Raw genomic sequence first — 17,854 nt, 5'->3', positions numbered from 1 at the left:
GCGCCCCCCCCAAAACCGGCGTGGCCGGCGCGCCCGCCCCGGCCTCTCCTGTTGAGCTCCATGCTTTGTGAGCTGCGCTCCCATGGTTACCGATCCGTAGGAAACACGGCGCCCGGTATCGACGCAGCCCGTCGGGTGTGCCATGGTGCAAAGGTCAACGCCGTCGGCGTCAGGGCCGCCGGCGTCAATCCGAAGGAGATTCCGATGGGTCTGTTCGACAGCGCGAAGGACAAGGCTTCCGAACTCGCAGGGGAACACCAGGACACGATCGACGAGGGCGTCGAGAAGGCAGGGGACGCCGTCGACGAGAAGACCGACGGCAAGTACGCCGACAAGGTCGACAGCGCGCAGGAAGCCGCCAAGGAGCGACTCGGCGACCTCTGATCGCCGTACGCACGAGGAAGGGTCCGGGCACCAGCCCGGACCCTTCCTCGTCTCCTGACGGGATCCTGACGGTGGTCCTGTCGGAAAGTGCGAGGTCAGTCGCGCCAGATGACCACGACGGCACGATCGTCGGCCAGTCCCCCGCTGCCCATGGTGCAGATGCGGGTCGCGGCGCCACGAGCACCGACGGCGAGCGCCCGGTCGGCATGGCCGAGCATCCGGTCGACACCCTGCATGAGGTCCATACCGGGTTGCTCGATGACACCGTCGGTGAACAACAGCAGCGCGTCCCCGCGTTCGAGTCGGCCGCCCACCCGGGCGAAGTCGTCGGTCGTCTGCCCGTCCAGGATGCCGAGCGCCACACCGGACGCGCCGTCGATCGGCGCGAACCGCCCCGAGCCGGCGTGGAAGTGCATGGCGGGCGGATGACCTGCCGAGCCGATGCTGTAGGCACCGGTCGCCAGGTCGACCGAGGCGTGCACCGCGGTCGCGAACCCCTCCGACCAGCCCTGTCGCATGAGGTAGTCGTTGGCCGCCGGGAGGAACCGGTCCGGCTCCATGGCGCCGAGCAGCCCGGCGAACGCGCCGCCCAGCAGCAGCGACCGCGTGCCGGCCGTCCACCCCTTGCCCGAGACGTCGACGAGGGCGAGATCGAACCGGTCGCGGCTGGGGCAGTTGCCGACCACGAAGTCGCCGGAGAACGCATCGCCGTACGCCGGCTGCACACTGGACTCGACGTTCCAGCCCTGCGGCAGGATCGGCAATTGTCCTTGGACGCGGAGGCGTTCGCGCAGATCCATCAGCATCGAGCCGCCGACCGCAGCGGTCACACCTGCCCGCGTATGCCGCCGGTCGACCACGGAGACGACGACCATGGTCGCCGCCAGGACCAGTCCCAGGGAGACCGCCTCGGGTCGGCCGCTGTCGACCACGCTGATCAGGTAGACGGCGCCGATCGCCCCGAAGACCACACCGGTGCGACGCGTCGACAGCACCATCCGGGCACCGACCGCGACCGGGATGAACAACGCGTAGGTGACGTCATGGGGCCAGACGACCGTCGCCAGCCCGAGCAGCAGCACCAGGCACACCAGCGCGCCGGTAGCGGCGTCGGATCCGGGCCGAGCTGTCGCCGGCGTCGGACGGGCGAACCGCCGCGGTGCAAGCGAGAGATCGATGGCCATGCGGGAATCCTGACCCTCGGCCAACGCGGCGATCGACACAATTTACTGACTTCTTACCGCTCCCATGCCAAATCCATGAGATAAGGTTCGCGATCACTCCGCAGCGGGCAGTTCACCGCTCTGCTCGTACTTCGCGACCATGTCGATGCGGCGCTGATGCCGATCGGCGCCGGAGAACGGCGTCGCCAGGAAGACCCGCACCATCTCCTGGGCCTCCTCGATGGTGTTGAACCGTCCGCCGATCGAGATGACCTGCGCATTGTTGTGCTCGCGGGCCAACCGGGCGAGTTCGGCGTTGTAGCAGAGTGCTGCGCGCACGCCCTGCACCTTGTTGGCGGCCATCTGCTCGCCGTTGCCGGACCCGCCGAGGACGACGCCGAGCGAACCCGGGTCGGCCGCAACCCCTTCGGCTGCGCGCAGCACGAAGACCGGGTAGTCGTCCTGGTCGTCATACGTCGTCGCACCGTGGTCGATCACCTCGTGGCCCTCGTCGGCCAACCAGCTCACCAGCGCCCGCTGCATCTCGTAGGCCGCATGGTCGCCGCCGATGTGCACTCGCATCCTGCTGCTCCTCAGCTGAAGTCGGGACCCGCGGTGCGGGTGCGCTTGATCTCGTAGAAGCCCGGGGTGCCCACCACGAGCAGGCAGCCGTCCCAGAGCTTTCCGGCCGCCTCGCCCTTCGGCGCGGGCGTCACGACGGGACCGAAGAAGGCGGTGTCTCCGAACGACACCACGGGCGTGCCGACGTCCTCGCCGACCAGGCCGATGCCGCGTTCGTGGGAGGCCCGCAGCAGTTTGTCGATCTCGTCGCCCGGGACGTTGCCGTAGAAGTCGATCAGCCCGGCGGGCAGCCCGACCTCCTCGAGCGACTCCGTCACGGCCCGGCGCTGGCCCTCGTCGGTGCCGCCCATGCCGCCAGGGTGCAGGCGGGTGCCGATGGCGTCGTAGAGCTGCTTCTTGTATTCGTCGCCGTGGTCCCGCGCGGCGGCGATGACCACGCGCACCGGGCCCCAGCCACGGTCCAACATCTCGCGGTAGCTCTCCGGCAGGTCGTCACGGCCCTCATTGAGCACCGACAGGCTCATCACGCTCCAGGTCAGGTCGACCGGGCGGACCTTCTCGACCTCCATCAGCCACCGGGACGTCATCCACGCCCACGGGCACAACGGGTCGAAGAACATCTCGGCCGGCTGCCGCTGCTGGTCCTGCTGCTGGTCCTGCTGCTGAGTGTCGTCTTTGGTCACGGCCTCAATCCTGCCACCCGGCTCGTGCGAGGATGACGCACATCCGATCCCAGCTTTCTTGATGGAGCTTTCGTAGTGCCCAACACCAATCTCACCCGTGAGGAAGCGCAGCGTCGCGCCGCCTCACTGCACGTCGAGTCGTATGACGTGGACCTGGACCTCACCACCGGGCCCGAGACGTTCCGCACCACATCCCGCGTGCGGTTCACCGCGACCGACACCGAGGCAGCCGGCCAGGGGACGTTCATCGATTTCCTCGGCCCGTCCGTCGAATCGATCACCCTCAACGGCGAATCCCTCGACCCGGCAACGGCTTTCGACGGAGCGCGGATCAGCCTGCCGGCACTGGCCGAGTCCAACGACCTCACCGTCGTGGCCACCGGCGCCTACATGAACACCGGCGAGGGGTTGCACCGTTTCGTGGACCCCGCGGACGACGAGGTCTACCTCTACACGCAGTTCGAGGTCGCCGACAGCCGCCGCGTCTTCGCCGTGTTCGAGCAGCCGGACCTGAAAGCGACCTTCGCCTTCACCGTCACCGCGCCGGCCCGCTGGAAGCTGATCTCCAACCAGCCCACGCCCGAGCCGGAGGCTGCCGAGCAGACCTACACCGGCCCGACCGGCACCCAGGAGCCCGCCGCCACCTGGCAATTCGAGCCGACGCCGCGTCTGTCGTCATACGTCACCGCCCTGGTGGCCGGGCCGTACGACGTGGTGCGTGACGAGGTGCAGGCCGCGAACGGGACCGTGCCGCTGGGTGTCTACTGCCGCAAGTCGCTGCGCGAACACCTCGACGCTGACAACCTTTTCGCGATCACCAAGAAGGGGTTCGCGTTCTTCGAGGAGAAGTTCGGCGAGCCCTACCCGTTCGCCAAGTACGACCAGATCTTCACCCCGGAGTACAACGCCGGCGCGATGGAGAACGCCGGCTGCGTCACCATCACCGAGACCTACATCTTCCGCACCCAGGTGTCGGAGGCGCTGATCGAGCGCCGCGCGCTGACCGTGCTGCACGAGCTGGCGCACATGTGGTTCGGCGACCTGGTGACGATGCGCTGGTGGGACGACCTGTGGCTGAACGAGTCGTTCGCCGAGTGGGCCTCGACCTGGTGCCAGGCGGAGGTCACCGAGTGGGACACCGCGTGGACTACCTTCTCCAGCTCGGAGAAGACGTGGGCCTACCGGCAGGACCAACTGTCCTCGACGCACCCGGTCTACGCCAACATGCGCCACCTGGAGGACGTCGAGGCCAACTTCGACGGCATCACCTACGCCAAGGGCGCCTCGGTGCTCAAGCAGCTCGTGGCGTATGTCGGGGTCGAGCCGTTCGTCGCCGGACTGCGTTCCTACTTCGCGAAGTTCAAGTGGGGCAACACCACGTTCGACGACCTGCTCGGCGAGCTCGAGACGACCTCGGGCCGTGACCTGTCGACCTGGCGGGAGCTGTGGCTGAAGACCTCGGGCGCCAACATCCTGCGCCCGGTCATCCAGCTCGACGACGCCGGCGTCATCACCTCGCTGCAGATCGAGCAGACCGCGCCCGAGGGCTATCCGACGCTGCGGCCGCACCGGCTGGCGATCGGCTGCTACACGCTGGCCGACGGCACACTCACCGCGCAGGAGTCGGTCGAGGTCGACCTGGACGGCGCACTGACCGACGTCCCGAAGCTGGTCGGCCGGCCGATGCCGGACCTGCTGCTGGTCAACGACCAGGACCTGACCTACGCCAAGGTCCGGCTCGACCCGCGCTCACTGGAGACGGTGCTGGCCCACCCGACGGCGATCACCGACTCGCTGACCCGGGCCGTCGTCTTCGGCGCCCTGTGGGACATGACCCGCGACGGCGAGCTGCCGCCGCGCCAGTACATCCGTTACGGCGTCGACGCGCTCGCCACCGAGACCGACTCCACCGTCCGGCAGACGCTGATCTCGCAGGTCACCGGCGCCACGACCGCGTTCCTGACCTCGGGCGCGTTCGGTCACACCACGTCATTCCTGCGGCCCGAGCATCGTGCCGAGGCGGCCGACGAGGTCGCCGCGGCGCTGCGCAAGCTGATGTCCGCCGCGGAGCCGGGCAGCGACGCGCAACTGCAGCTGACGCAGGCGTTCGCGCGGTTCGCCCGCCGTGACGAGGACGTCGCCTACGTGCGCGAATTGCTCCAGGGCGAGACGGTGCTGGAGGGTCTGCCGCTGGACACCGACATGAAGTGGACACTGCTGACCTCGCTCGCAGCGGCCGGTGCGGCGACGGACGAAGAGATCGACGCCCAGCTCGCGACGGACAACACCGCAACCGGCATCGCCCGGGCGGCCGGTGCCCGCGCGGCATACCCGACGGCGGAGGCCACGGCGAAGGCGTGGCACGACCTGGTGGAGGGCGACTCGCTGCCGAATGAGACCGCACGGGCGGTCGCGCTCGGCTTCGGGCGGGTGCACGACACCGCGTTGCTGGAGCCGTATGTCGAGCGCTACCACGCGGCACTGCGCGAGGTGTGGGACGCCCGGACCTACGCGATGGCGTCCAACTACGTGACCGTGCTGTACCCGATCGCGCTGTCGGACCGGGCGCTGCTGGACGCCACCGAGACCTGGCTGGCCGCCCACCAGGACGCCCCGGCCGGACTGGTGCGGCTGGTCGCCGAGAACCGTGACCTGGTGCGTGTCGCACTGACCGCGCAGGCCCGCGACGAGGACTGAGTCAGCTGGGGCCACCGCGCCCTGCACTCACTACTGTCGTTACTTCCTCGCTGATTTCGTCGGATTTCGGCGAGGAAGTGACGACAGTAGTTGTGTGCGGGTCCCGCAGGTCCACTCACACCACCCGCCGACTGATGCCAGGGTCCGAGCCGGCGAGGGTCGTTACTTCGTCGCGCTGCGCCGAGTCACCGCGCGGATCAAGCGTTTGGCGCGCCGCGACACCATCAGGTCGTCGAGCGTGGTCGGCTTGCGGTCCGGTCCGCTGAGCGGCAGCCGCCAGTTGGGGTATTCCTCGTCGGTGCCCGGCTGGTTGATCGTGCGGACGTCACCGGCCAGATCGTTGACGGAGACGCCGAGCAATTTGCTCGGCGACCAGGTGAGGAACTTGTGCAGGGCGTCGACCTGGTCGTCGACCGACGCACCGGGACGCAGCAGCGCGCGCGAGCGCAGCTCCGCCAGCACCGCCTCACGTTGCTCGGCGTCGATCGTGCGCTCCTCCTCCACCGGACGGGTGAGCAGGCCGAGATCATTGCGGACGCTGATGTGCTCGCCCTGCAGGTAGCCGGCCGTCGGTGGCAGATCGTGGGTCGTGACACTCGCCAACGCCAGGCTGCGATAGGTCTCCGGCGGGCGCGGCCCGCCCTCGTCGGTGCGCTCGAACCACAGCACCGAGGTGCCGAGCACCCCACGGTCGGCAAGGTATTCGCGCACCCAGTCCTCGGTGGTGCCCAGGTCCTCACCGATCACGACCGCGCCGGCGCGATGCGCTTCGAGCGCGAGGATGCCGACCATCGCCTCGTGGTCGTACCGGACGTAGGTGCCGTCGAGCGGCTTCTTGCCGTCCGGCACCCACCACAACCGGAAGAGCCCGAGGATGTGGTCCACGCGCAGCCCGCCGGCCATCCGCAGGCTGGTGCGCAACAGGTCGCGGTAGGCCTGGTAGCCGGTCTCGGCCAGCCGATCGGGCCGCCACGGCGGCTGGCTCCAGCTCTGCCCGAGCTGGTTGTAGTCGTCCGGCGGCGCACCGACCGACATACCGCCGGCGAGCACGTCACCCAGCGCCCAGGCATCCGCCCCGCGTGGGTGGACGCCCACCGCGAGGTCGTGGATCACGCCGAGTGACATCCCGGCGGCACGGAGTTCGCGTTGTGCGTCGACGAACTGCGACTGCACGATCCACTGCAACCAGCAGTAGAAGTCGACGTCCTCGGCCAGTCGTTCACGCTCGGCCGCCACGGCCTCGCTGCGCGGATCGCGCAGCTCCGCCGGCCAGTCCGGCCATGCCGTGCCGCGGTCGGCCGTGATCGCGCACCAGGTGGCGAAGTCGAGCAGCGGCTGCCCCTCCCGCTCGCAGAAGCTCTCCAGGTCGCGCCGCCGACGGTGGGTGCTGTCGGTGCGATAGATCATCCGCAGCGCGGCCTGCTTGGACTGCCAGCTGCCGTCCCGGTCCAGATGATCCAGCTTGTTGAGCCGGCGGGCGTCGTCGCTGTGCCACTCGACCAGCTGATGCTGGGCCGCCGACAGATAGCCGAGTTCGGGGACCTCCTCGACACGGATGTAGAGCGGGTTGACGAACCGCCGCGTCGTCGGCAGGTATGGCGAGGGCTCCATCGGCGCCACCGGCTCCGCGGCGTGCACCGGGTTGATGAGCACGAAATCAGCGCCCTGGCGCACCGCCCAGGTGCCCAGCTCGGCCAGGTCGGCGGCATCACCCAGGCCCCAGGAGTGTTCGGACCGCACGGAGTACAGCTGTGCGGTCAGGCCCCACGCGCGGTCGTGTGCCAGAGCGTCCGGCAACTCCAGGCGCTCCGGTGTCACGATCACGGTGGCCACGGCGTCACGCCCGGCGCCATACGTGACCTCCAAGCGGTGATAGCCGAGCGGGAGATCACCGGGGAGCTCGATGGTCGCCTCGTGGGTCGGCAACCCGTCCACCTCGCGGGCGGCGGCGGTCGGCTCCTTGACCTCCACGTCACGAACAGTGCCGTCCTCGAAGGTGATTCGCGCATCCACCGGGTCGTCCTCGGGCACGTGCACCGGAACCCACGGCGTCCAGCCGTCGCGCATCACGATGACCGGAGGCAGCACGCGACGCCAGGCCTCCAGCTCCTTGTCGGCCAACGCCTGCTCGGTGGGGCTCTCGTCCGACGCGTCGACGTCGAGCGCCGCCAGCACCGCCCGGATGGTGTCCGTCGCGACCGTGACGTGATTGCCACGCCAGTCCCAATATTCCGTTGCGACACCGTGAGCGCGGGCGAGACGAGCGAGTGCTTCGGAGGGGGCTTCGGGCATGGGAGCAGTCTGTCAGAGGCGATTTGCCACCCCGTGACGCCGGGCCGTAAGGATGGAGGCATGCCGTTCCGATTCGCTACCCGATTCGCTGCTGCCGACAAGCAATCGCCCGCCGAGTGGGCCGTGGGTGCGCCGCTGATGATCCTGTGCATCATCGTCGGTGCCATCGTGCTGCGGTGGGTGGTGGTGCGAGCGATCGACCGCACCGTGCACGCGATGGAGAACCGGCCGCGGCCGGTGCGGTCCAACCGGGCGAGCCGGGTGCTGCGGCAGGCGGCCGGCCTCGACTCCGAGCGCCGCAAGCAACGGGCCGCGACGATGGGCTCGATCCTGCGTTCGGTCGCGACCATCGTCATCTACGGGATCGCCTCGCTGACCGTCATGGCACGCCTGGGGGTGCCGTTGGCGCCGCTGCTCGCCTCGGCCGGGGTCGGCGGTGTCGCCCTCGGCTTCGGCGCGCAGAGCCTGGTCAAGGACTTCCTGTCCGGCATCTTCATGATCATGGAGGACCAGTACGGCGTGGGTGACGTCATCGACACCGGCGAGGCCGTCGGCACAGTGGAGGAGGTGACCCTGCGTGTCACCCGACTCCGCGACTACGAGGGTGTCGTCTGGTATGTCCGCAACGGTGAGATCCTGCGCATCGGTAACAAGTCGCAGAGCTACGCAACGACGTATGTCGACATACCCATCGCGATCGATCAGCCCGTCGAGAAGGCCTTGGAGGTGTTGCGCCGGGTTGCCGCGGAGGTGGACGACGAGTCGCCATGGAAGGAGCGGCTGCTCGAGGAGCCGACGGTCGCCGGCGTACAGGAGATGACCAGTGGATCGGTGACGTTGCGGATCATGGCGACCTGCGTGCCGAACGAGCAGTACGGCGTCGCGCGCGAGATCCGCGAGCGGGCCAAGATGGCGCTCGACGCGGCCGGGGTGCGCGGGCCGCAGCTGCCGCCCTACGGTCCGTCGATCGGCACCTGAGAGGATGCGCTGGTGACCACTTTCTACGACGAGGTCGGGGGGCACGAGACCTTCCAGCGGTTGGTGCACGAGTTCTATCTCGGCGTGGCGAAGGACGAGCCGTTGAAGGCGCTGTATCCCGAGGAGGACCTGGGCCCGGCGGAGGACCGCCTGCGGATGTTCCTCGAGCAGTACTGGGGCGGCCCGACCACCTACAGCGAGCAACGCGGTCACCCGCGGCTGCGGATGCGGCACGTCCCGTATGCCGTCACACCGACCCAGCGAGACCGCTGGCTGCTGCACATGATGAACGCCATCGACACACTGGAGCTGGACGCCACCCATGACGGCATGCTGCGCGACTACATGACGCGCGCTGCCTACTCCATGGTCAACGCCTGGGACGAGTGATCGCCCGGATTTTTCTCCGGCGACAGCAGCCCTCACACTTGATCGGGTGACTGTCTCGACCGGATCTTCTTCGCAGCTCGTGCACGCCGCCCATCCGGACGGTGAGTGGTGGCGCAGCGCCGTGATCTACCAGATCTACCCGCGGTCGTGGGCGGACGCCGACGGCAACGGCGTCGGTGACCTGCCGGGCATCACCGCCCGTCTGCCCTACTTGCGCGCGCTCGGCGTCGACGCGGTGTGGCTCTCGCCGTTCTACACCTCGCCGCAGGCCGACGCCGGGTACGACGTCGCGGACTACCGGGACATCGACGCGCTGTTCGGGACGCTCGCCGACGCGGACGAGTTGATCCGAGTGGCTCACGACAATGACCTGCGGGTGATCGTGGACCTGGTGCCCAACCACACCTCGGACGAGCACGCGTGGTTCCGGGCCGCACTGGCCGCCGCGCCCGGGTCGGCGGAGCGCGAGCGCTACCTCTTCCGGGACGGCCGCGGCGCGCAAGGCGAACAACCCCCGAACAATTGGCAGAGCGTCTTCGGCGGCGACGCGTGGACCCGCATCACCGAGCCCGACGGCACACCCGGCCAGTGGTACCTGCACCTCTTCGACCGTAAGCAGCCGGATCTCAACTGGGAGAATCCCGTCGTACGGGAGGAGTTCGAGGAGATCCTGCGCTTCTGGCTGGACCGCGGCGTCGACGGCTTCCGGGTCGACGTGGCGCACGGACTGGTCAAGGCCGCCGGTCTGCCGGACTGGAGCGGACCGATGAACATGCTCGACATGACCGAGGACCACACGCCGCCGCCGATGTGGGACCAGGACGGCGTGCACGAGATCTACCGCGACTGGCGCAAGGTGCTCGACTCCTATCCGGGCGATCGCGCGATGTGCGCCGAGGCCTGGGTCGAGCCGCCGGCGCGGGCGGCCCGTTACGTGCGCCCCGACGAGTTCCAGCAGGCGTTCAACTTCGACTTCCTGGTGACCCCATGGCGCGCAGCCGATCTGACCGCTGCCATCGCGCGGTCCTACCGGGCCAACGACGAGGTGGGTGCGCCCACCACCTGGGTGCTGTCGAACCACGACGTGGTGCGGCACGCGACGCGGCTGGCGCTGCCGGTCGGCGCACCGCGCCCCAACGGCATCTTCGCCAGCGATCCGCAGCCGGACGCCGCCCTCGGGCTGCGCCGGGCGCGCGCGGCGACCACCGTGATGCTGGCGTTGCCCGGCGGCGCCTACGTCTTTGACGGCGCGGAACTCGGCCTGCCCGAGCACACGACTCTGCCGGACGAGGTCCGCCAGGACCCGACCTACCTGCGCACCGGCCACCGGGAGGCCGGCCGCGACGGCTGCCGCATCCCGATGCCGTGGGAGAAGGACTCCGCCTCCTATGGATTCGGACCGACCGACGATCCCTGGTTGCCGCAGCCGGCGTCGTACGGCGAGTTGGCCGTCGACCAGCAGGACGGCGTCGCCGGGTCGACCCTGGAGCTCTACCGGCAGCTCCTGCGCCTGCGCCGTGAGCTCGACCTCGGCGAGGGCTCGCTGACGAAGGTCGACCTCGGCCCGGACGTCGTGGCGTATGACGTCGCGAGTGGCGACAACACCGTGCGCGTGATCCTCAACTTGGGTACTGCGGACATCGAACTGCCTTCGGGCGCCGAGGTTCTCGTGAACAGTGCATGTGGTCTCGATACACCCTCCTCCGCTGCGGCCCCCCGGGCACTCGAGCAGCGTGCGGTCCCGACGGATACGGCGGTGTGGATCCGCGGCTGATCAGCGCAGCAGCACGTGGCCGACGGGTGTGGTGAGCCGGTGCCAGTTGCCGGCGGCATACACCTGCGCGGAGGTGCCCACCGCGAAACCCAGCGTGTATGACGCGAAGGCCGCCGCTGCCGGCATACCCTCCACGTCGCCCGCCGTGGGCATCGGCCGCGACCACACCGAACGGCGCAGCGCGTCGACCGCGTGGGCGCCGGACCCTTCCGGCGCACCCGACGCGATCTCGGCAATGCCTTGGGCGGCAACGGTGTTCAGGTCCTGCACGGGAATCTCGCCGACGGGTCGCCAACCGGCCTGTGGTGCCGACACGGCCGCCCAGGCGGCCCGCACCTGCGTGGGCGGCACCGGCAGGTCCGTGCCCTGCGGCTCGCGTGCGAACCGGTCGGTGAGCCCGGCGAGCGGCACGACCACGTCGAGTTGCGCCGGTGCGGCCAGCGGCAACACCCGCAGCCCGAGGGTGGTGCCGGCCCCGGTCAGCCCCTGACCGGACAGCACCCCCACCCAGACCGCCAGCACGGCTCCGGTCGCCTGCAGCCGCACCGCGCCGCCCGCGTCGAGCTGACGCGCCCGCCCGACATAGGTGACCAGGTCGGCGCGTGCCTCGGCGTCCGCCAGCCGCAGCATCATGCGTGGCCCTTGGGGCGTCGCTTCATCCGCACCGGCGGCCCCGCGTGCGCGGCCAGGATCTCCCGGTGCTCCGGCGCGACGCGCACCGGACGCTGGGTGTCCATGTCGAAGACCACCTGGGTCGTCTCCCCCACGGCGTACACCACGGCGTCGTCCCCGCGCGTGGAGCGCACCTCGTAGCTGGTGTCGAACGACGCGCCGGCCAGCTGGGAGACCCAGATCGCGACGACGATCGGCTCCTTGCGCCAGTGCAGCTGCTGCAGGTAGTCGATCTCGGCGCGAGCCACCAGCAGCGGCGGGCGGCCGTCGGGGCCGGTCTCGACCCCCGCGAACCACTGGGCGAACGCGATCACCCGGGCTTCCTCCAGCAACCGTAGGAACTGGACGTTGTTGACGTGACCGAGCGAGTCCATGTCCGACCAGCGCAGCGGGACGTCGACGTAATAGGGGCGAGGACTGGCAGCCATGCCGTCATCGTCCCAGGTGCATCGTTACGCTCACCGGGTGACCTCCGACGACACGACCCCTCAGCTACCGCCCGTCGACGACCTGCTGGACGTGCTCGACCTGCGGTCGGTGGGCCAAGCGCGCTCCAACTCGGTGATCACCGCGCCCGACGGCGCGCCCGAGATGGACCTGAGCGAACGCTCCCTCGAACTCTTCAGTGGCCGCAGCCAGCGCACGCCGCACGGGCGGGCGTTCGGTGGTCAGGTGCTCGCGCAGAGCGTCATCGCCGCGGGCCGCACGGTTGCCACGGCGGGCTTCGCGACCCGTCCCATCCATTCGTTGCACGCCTACTTCATCCGCCCCGGCGACTCGACCCACCCGATCGAGTTCGGCGTCGAGAACCTGCGCGACGGAAACTCCTTCTCGGTGCGCCGGGTCTACGCCATGCAGTACGGCCAGACGCTGCTGTCGGCGACCCTGTCCTTCCAGGAACCGGCCGACGGCCTGGACCACCAGGCCGCGATGCCCTCGGTCCCCGACCCGGACCGCGTCCGCACCACCGCCGAGGAACTCGCCGGTATCGACCACCCCGCGGTGGATCACTGGAAGCGCCGCGCGCTGGACGTGCGCACCGTCGAGGGCGCCATCTACCTGGTGCCTGGCCGGCAGCATGCAGCGCACCAGAACGTCTGGATGAAGGCCGTCGACGCGCTGCCGGACGACCCGCTGCTGCACGCCGCGGTGCTCGCCTATGCCTCGGACTACTCGCTGCTGGAGTCGGTGCTGCGCCGCCACGGGCTGGTGTGGGCCGACCCGCGGCTGCGCCCGGCGAGCCTGGACCACGCGATGTGGTTCCACCGGCCGGGACGGATCGACGAGTGGGTGCTCTACGAGCAGGAGTCGCCGTCGGCGTCCGGCGGGCGGGGGCTGGGCCTGGGCAAGATCTTCTCGCTGGACGGCAAGCTCATCTGCTCCGTCGCCCAGGAGGGCATGGTCCGGGTCAAGGAGTAGCCGGACCGGCCGTGCTCAGGGGACGATCACCAGCTTGCCGCGGGTGTGACCTTCCCGGCTGCGGTCGAAGGCCGCTCCGACACCGTCCAGCCCGAACGTCTGCGCGACCTCGACGGTGAGTTTGCCCGCGTCGGCGAGTTCGGCGAGTGTCACCAGGCCGTCGTGGTCCGGCCGCACCCACAGATACCGGCCACCGTGGTCGGTCACGGACGGATCCGCGATGGAGGCGTGCCGGCCGTCCTCGGCCAGCACCGCGACCGTCGTGTCTTCCACGTCGCCGACGAAGTCCACTGCCGCGTCGACGCCCTCGGGGGCGAGGGCACGCACCCGGTCGGCGAGGCCCTCGCCATACGTGACGGGTTCGGCGCCGAGCGAGCGCAGATAGTCGTGATTGCGCTCGGACGCCGTGCCGATCACGCGCGCACCGGCGGCCACCGCCAGCTGCACGGCGAAGCTGCCGACACCGCCGGATGCGCCATGGACCAGGACCGTGCGGCCGGCGCCGTCCGGGCTGATGCCGGTCGCCTCCAGCGCACGCAACGCCGTCAACCCGGCCAGTGGCAGCCCGCCGGCCTGCTCGAAGCTGAGCGATGCCGGCTTGTGCGCCACGGACGTCGCCGGCACCGCGACCAGTTCGGCGAACGTGCCGGCGTGCACCGAGTCCTTGCGCGCATAGGCGTAGACCTCGTCGCCGGCCGCGAACTCCGGCGTGTCCGGGCCGACCGCCCGCACCACACCCGCGACGTCCCAGCCGGGGATCACCGGGAAGACCGCGTCCATCAGTCCGTCGAGGTAGCCGGCCATGACCTTCCAGTCGACCGGGTTGACACCGGCCGCCCGGACCTCGATGAGCACCGACCCCGGCGCGACCTTGGGGTCGGGCAGATCGCCGACCGTCAGCGTCGAATTGTCTTGTGCGTAGGACGAATAGCTGGCTGCTCGCATCACTGACTCTCCGCTCGGGAACGGCTCACTCCGGGCCGTCCACCAGTCTAGGACCGGGTATGCCGCCAGCGGCGGGCCGCATCGGACGGCTCGCCGGTGGGCACGAAGTGCCGGGAATCGGCGTGGCGGCGCCATACGCTTTTCGCATGGGTCCAGTGACCCGCGACCTCGACACGGAGTAAGGCCTCATGGGGGAACGAACCCACTGGCGCCAGGAGCGCGTCTACGTGCGCCGCCGGCGCATCGCTCTCGCGCTGACCGCACTGGTCTGTGTGTCCCTGGTGACCTCGGTGATCATGGTGTGGCAGGCACTCAGCCCGGAGTCGGCGGCCGACGCCAAGGGCACCGCGCCGGCGGTCAGCTCCACCACCGCAACTCCCGCGCCCCGACCGAGGGTCGCCACGCCGGAGGTCGTCCAGCACCGGCCGTCGGCCGAGACCAGGCTACGGCGGGTCGACCGCTTCACCGGCGGCATCACCCCCAAGTCGGTGGATGCCAGCGGACACGGCCTGGTGCTGGCGAACAACATGATCTACAGCCACTCGATCACCGTCTACGACAGCACGACACACCAGCTCGTCAAGCGGCTGCCGGACTCGATCGACCTGTCGAAGTTCGGCTTCCCCGAGCACAAGGGCATCGCCAAGGGCGGACCGGTCGAGGCGGCGTGGACCAAGGACGCAAAGTACGCCTACGTGTCCAACTACGTCATGTCCGGTCCCGGCTTCCGCGGATTCGCCAAGGACGAGTGCTCACCGAAGAGCGGTTTCGACCGCGGGTTCGTCTACCGTTTCAACGCCACCACGATGAGCTGGGACCAGGCGATCGAGGTCGGCGCCGTGCCGAAGTTCGTGGCCATCACCCCCGACCAGTCCAAGGTCGTGATCAGTAACTGGTGTGACTTCACCATCAGCATCATCGACCGGGCGACCGCCCGGCAGATCAAGGTGATCAAGCTGGCTGCGCAGCCGCGCGGGATCGTGATCATGCCCGACAACAGGACGGCATACGTGGCCGCGATGTACGGCAACAAGGTCTTCCGGGTCGACATGGAGACCGGCGAACACCATGTGATCCTGGCCGTCGACCGCCCGCGACATCTCGTGCTCTCCCCGGACAGCAGGACGCTCTACCTCGCGGCCAGCGGCACCAACCGGGTCTACAAGATCGACACCGGGACGGACAAGGTGGTGGCGCAAGTGGTTTCGGGTCCGGAGCCGCGCAGCATGACCATCTCGCAGGACGGCACCGCACTGTATGTCGTCAACTACTCCGGCAAGTCGGCGAGCAAGATCAGCACGGCGGACATGAAGGTCGTGCAGCGCGTGCCGACCGACCCGTCGCCGATCGGCATCACCTACGACGACGCCACCCACCAGGTATGGGTCGCGTGCTACGGCGGCAGCATGATCGTCTTCGACGACACCCGGGCCACGGAGCAGGTGACCGGCGACTCGCCCGGCAGCGGCGCGACGTCCGCCATCGACTCGTCGGTCACCGCCACCGCGGAGTGATCCGTCCGATGTGCTGAGATCGGCGTATGACGATCCCGATCCCTCTCGTCCCGGTCACCCTCGCGGGGCGGTTGGTCCGTCTCGAGCCCCTGCAGCCCGACCACCACGACGCCTTGGTGACCGCGGCCGCGGACGGCGAGATGTGGGACCGGTGGTACACCACGGTCCCGAGCCCGCAGCAGATGCGCGCCGAGATCGACCGGCGGCTGGCACTGCAGGACGCCGGCACGATGCTTCCCTTCACCGCGATCCGGGTCGCCGACGACGCCGTCATCGGTATGACGACCTTCATGGACATCGTGCCGTCGGTCCCCCGGGTGGAGATCGGCTCGACCTGGAACAGGCAGTCCGTGCACGGCACCGGCACCAACGCCGAGAGCAAGCTGCTGTTGATGACGCACGCCTTCGAGACGTGGCAGGTGGAGGCGGTGCGCTACCGCACGCACAAGATGAATCTGCAGTCCCGCGCGGCGATCGAGCGACTCGGCGCGGAGCTGGAAGGGCTGCTGCGCGCCGACTCCATCGACGAGCGAGGCGTCGTGCGTGACACCGCGCAGTACAGCGTCGTGGCGCGCACCTGGCCGATGGTGAAGGCCAACCTGGAGCACCGGCTGCGGCACCGCTGATTCCCACGGAGCGTCCATGGAGCGTGCATGGAGTTCCTCGGTCGAGCGGTCACCGGACCTCGTGGGGCCAGGGTCCGGCTACCTGCGTCTACCCCGAGGGACCCGAGAGCTGCGGTCCCCGCTCAAAGTCGGTTGCCCGGTGCCGGTGCCGGCAGCAACGATGGCGGCCATGACTTCACGAGTTGCCAACTTCTGTTTCGACGCCGCCGACCCCTACGCCCAGATGATGTGGTGGAGCAAGGTGCTGGGCGACTATCACCTGGAGGACGACGACCCGTCGCGGCCGGGCGATGAGGAGGCCGGACTGATCGGGCCGGACAACACGTTCCTGCTGTTCCTGAAGGTGCCCGAGGCCAAGACGATCAAGAACCGCGTGCACTTCTGCCTGCGGTCGACGGACCTGACCCGCGACGAGGAGGTCGACCGGCTGCTCGCCCTCGGGGCCACCATGGTCGACGACCTGCGCAAGCCCGACCGGGGTTGGGCGGTGCTCGCCGACCCCGAGGGCAACGAATTCTGCGTGCTGCTGTCGGACCAGGAGCTCGCCGCCCGCCAGAACTCCTGAGCCGCCTCGGCTTCAGCGGCTTCCACACCGAAAGGTCAACGGATGTCGCGAGATCCGGCGTTCACGACATCCGTTGACCTCTCGCTTCGTTCTGCCAGCTTCCGTGGCCGAGAGCCCGACCGATCGTGCGCATGGCCGGAGCGGGCTGGTGGTTGTCCGCGCCGTTGATCTCGATGACGTTCCAGTCGCCGCCCCGCATGGCGCGTCGACGCACCTGATCCAGGCGACGTTGCTCCACGGTGAAGCGGTAATCGCCGTCATACTCCACCACGACGCGCTGGGCTCGCCATACGAAATCGGCCATCCCCAACCAGTGTCCGTGCAGATCATGCACATCTTCATTCAGCTTCGGCTCGGTGAACCCGGCGGACCGAAAACGTAGGCGCCACAATGTCTCCTGCGGCGACCGCACCCCGGCGCGGATGAGTGCGACCGCCTCGCGGGCTCGCCGGATCCCCCGCGCACCGGGGTTGTTCGCGACCAGCGGCTGCAGCCTCCCCCTGTGCTCGGGAAAGGCATACGTGATCGCGTCGCCCAGGATGACCAGATCCTGTACCGAGGCGCTCGCGGCTACATCCAGCCAGGTCTGGGCAGGTGACGTCGTGGGTATGCCGTCGACGAATCCCATCTGTCGGCGCTGCATGCCGCGGTGCTCGACGACGCCGCGACGACGAACCCGCATGCCGTCCGGCACCGTCACGTGCAGCCGGTCGTCGTTCGGCGCAGGAAGACCGAGCAGCGCCGCCGCCGTGTGGTGGGAGAACGCCGAGCCGGGTGGCAGTAGTCCGCAGAGTGCCGCAGCCCGGACCTTCACCTCCATGTCATCCTCGGAAAGTCGTATCCCGGGGGTCGGCGTGGTCAGCGATCGGTGCCGCAACCTGCCAGGTGTGACGCCGAGCGCGACCGCCTCGCGGTAGGTGAAGGCGGGCCCCAGCGACTCCGGCAGCGGCGCAGGTGGACGGTGCATGACCGTCAGAGTGCCCGGGTCACGCAGCGTCCCGCTGACGGCCTGTGGATAACCCGCAATCGGGCTCGCGTGCCAACGGCGAAAGGTCACCGGATGTCGTGAAGCGTGCATCTCACGACATCCGTTGACCTTTCGGCGGCCGACAGTCCACGAGCCGAGTGCGTCGACGACCACGACAGGCACGGGCCCGGGGGGGGGGGGGG

Annotated in this window: 17 protein-coding genes; 9 read left to right on the top strand and 8 right to left on the bottom strand. The window is 69.3% G+C overall.

The window, feature by feature from the left end; all coding sequences use genetic code 11:
- The first annotated feature begins 204 nt into the window (after positions 1-204).
- Positions 205-384 (top strand): antitoxin, encoded by a 180-nt coding sequence (locus ACTHL4_RS00440; RefSeq protein ID WP_440280754.1) that lies wholly within the window; start codon positions 205-207, stop codon positions 382-384.
- A 95-nt stretch (positions 385-479) separates the two neighbouring features.
- Here the strand turns inward: ACTHL4_RS00440 and ACTHL4_RS00435 are convergent, their stop codons facing one another.
- From ACTHL4_RS00435 to ACTHL4_RS00425, 3 genes are all read right to left on the bottom strand, one after another.
- Positions 480-1,568, bottom strand: a complete 1,089-nt coding sequence (locus tag ACTHL4_RS00435; RefSeq protein WP_440280753.1) for a PP2C family protein-serine/threonine phosphatase — start codon at positions 1,566-1,568, stop codon at positions 480-482.
- A 93-nt stretch (positions 1,569-1,661) separates the two neighbouring features.
- Positions 1,662-2,129 carry a ribose-5-phosphate isomerase gene (locus tag ACTHL4_RS00430; RefSeq protein WP_440280752.1) on the bottom strand — a complete coding sequence of 156 codons (468 nt, stop codon included), beginning with the start codon at positions 2,127-2,129 and terminating at the stop codon, positions 1,662-1,664.
- 11 nt (positions 2,130-2,140) lie between these two features.
- On the bottom strand, positions 2,141-2,749 hold the full coding sequence (locus tag ACTHL4_RS00425; RefSeq protein WP_440280755.1) for a mycothiol-dependent nitroreductase Rv2466c family protein: 609 nt from the start codon (positions 2,747-2,749) through the stop codon (positions 2,141-2,143).
- A 138-nt stretch (positions 2,750-2,887) separates the two neighbouring features.
- On the opposite strand from ACTHL4_RS00425, the gene pepN reads away from it, so the two are divergent.
- Positions 2,888-5,509: an aminopeptidase N gene (pepN, locus tag ACTHL4_RS00420; protein WP_440280751.1), complete on the top strand. Its 2,622-nt coding sequence runs from the start codon at positions 2,888-2,890 to the stop codon at positions 5,507-5,509.
- 162 nt (positions 5,510-5,671) lie between these two features.
- Here the strand turns inward: pepN and malQ are convergent, their stop codons facing one another.
- Positions 5,672-7,801: a 4-alpha-glucanotransferase gene (malQ, locus tag ACTHL4_RS00415; protein ID WP_440280750.1), complete on the bottom strand. Its 2,130-nt coding sequence runs from the start codon at positions 7,799-7,801 to the stop codon at positions 5,672-5,674.
- A 60-nt stretch (positions 7,802-7,861) separates the two neighbouring features.
- Between malQ and ACTHL4_RS00410 the strand changes: the two genes are divergently transcribed.
- Genes ACTHL4_RS00410 through ACTHL4_RS00400 form a run of 3 tightly spaced genes read left to right on the top strand, consistent with a single transcriptional unit; the run spans position 7,862 to position 10,943 of the window.
- Positions 7,862-8,779 carry a mechanosensitive ion channel family protein gene (locus ACTHL4_RS00410; RefSeq protein ID WP_440280749.1) on the top strand — a complete coding sequence of 306 codons (918 nt, stop codon included), beginning with the start codon at positions 7,862-7,864 and terminating at the stop codon, positions 8,777-8,779.
- Between the two features lie 12 nt (positions 8,780-8,791).
- Positions 8,792-9,169 carry a globin gene (locus ACTHL4_RS00405; RefSeq protein ID WP_440280748.1) on the top strand — a complete coding sequence of 126 codons (378 nt, stop codon included), beginning with the start codon at positions 8,792-8,794 and terminating at the stop codon, positions 9,167-9,169.
- A 46-nt stretch (positions 9,170-9,215) separates the two neighbouring features.
- Positions 9,216-10,943 carry a glycoside hydrolase family 13 protein gene (locus ACTHL4_RS00400; RefSeq protein WP_440280747.1) on the top strand — a complete coding sequence of 576 codons (1,728 nt, stop codon included), beginning with the start codon at positions 9,216-9,218 and terminating at the stop codon, positions 10,941-10,943.
- On the opposite strand, the gene ACTHL4_RS00395 is transcribed toward ACTHL4_RS00400, so the two are convergent.
- On the bottom strand, positions 10,944-11,576 hold the full coding sequence (locus ACTHL4_RS00395; protein WP_440280746.1) for a hypothetical protein: 633 nt from the start codon (positions 11,574-11,576) through the stop codon (positions 10,944-10,946).
- Positions 11,573-12,043 carry an acyl-CoA thioesterase gene (locus ACTHL4_RS00390; protein ID WP_440280745.1) on the bottom strand — a complete coding sequence of 157 codons (471 nt, stop codon included), beginning with the start codon at positions 12,041-12,043 and terminating at the stop codon, positions 11,573-11,575. Before ACTHL4_RS00390 ends, ACTHL4_RS00395 begins: the two co-directional genes overlap by 4 nt.
- Before the next feature lie 37 nt (positions 12,044-12,080).
- On the opposite strand from ACTHL4_RS00390, the gene ACTHL4_RS00385 reads away from it, so the two are divergent.
- Positions 12,081-13,034 (top strand): acyl-CoA thioesterase, encoded by a 954-nt coding sequence (locus tag ACTHL4_RS00385; protein ID WP_440280744.1) that lies wholly within the window; start codon positions 12,081-12,083, stop codon positions 13,032-13,034.
- A 15-nt stretch (positions 13,035-13,049) separates the two neighbouring features.
- Here ACTHL4_RS00385 and ACTHL4_RS00380 read toward each other — a convergent pair whose 3' ends face one another.
- Entirely contained in the window at positions 13,050-13,979 is a 930-nt protein-coding gene (locus tag ACTHL4_RS00380; protein WP_440280743.1) for an NADP-dependent oxidoreductase, read from the bottom strand.
- Positions 13,980-14,167: 188 nt separating this feature from the next.
- On the opposite strand from ACTHL4_RS00380, the gene ACTHL4_RS00375 reads away from it, so the two are divergent.
- From ACTHL4_RS00375 to ACTHL4_RS00365, 3 genes are all read left to right on the top strand, one after another.
- Complete coding sequence (locus ACTHL4_RS00375) at positions 14,168-15,493, top strand: YncE family protein (protein ID WP_440280742.1); 1,326 nt, start codon at positions 14,168-14,170, stop codon at positions 15,491-15,493.
- 26 nt (positions 15,494-15,519) lie between these two features.
- The gene (locus tag ACTHL4_RS00370) at positions 15,520-16,119 is read left to right on the top strand and encodes a GNAT family N-acetyltransferase (RefSeq protein WP_440280741.1); all 600 of its coding nucleotides are present in this window, start codon (positions 15,520-15,522) and stop codon (positions 16,117-16,119) included.
- A 169-nt stretch (positions 16,120-16,288) separates the two neighbouring features.
- A complete protein-coding gene (locus ACTHL4_RS00365; RefSeq protein WP_440280740.1) occupies positions 16,289-16,684 on the top strand; it encodes a VOC family protein in 396 nt (131 codons plus the stop codon).
- Positions 16,685-16,745: 61 nt separating this feature from the next.
- On the opposite strand, the gene ACTHL4_RS00360 is transcribed toward ACTHL4_RS00365, so the two are convergent.
- On the bottom strand, positions 16,746-17,651 hold the full coding sequence (locus ACTHL4_RS00360) for a hypothetical protein (protein ID WP_440280739.1): 906 nt from the start codon (positions 17,649-17,651) through the stop codon (positions 16,746-16,748).
- Between the last annotated feature and the right edge of the window lie 203 nt (positions 17,652-17,854).

This window comes from Flexivirga sp. (genome assembly GCF_051955415.1).
Classification (GTDB): Bacteria; Actinomycetota; Actinomycetes; order Actinomycetales; family Dermatophilaceae; genus Flexivirga.
Note: the sequence above shows the minus strand (reverse complement) of the source record. Positions and strands in the feature narration are given on the sequence as shown.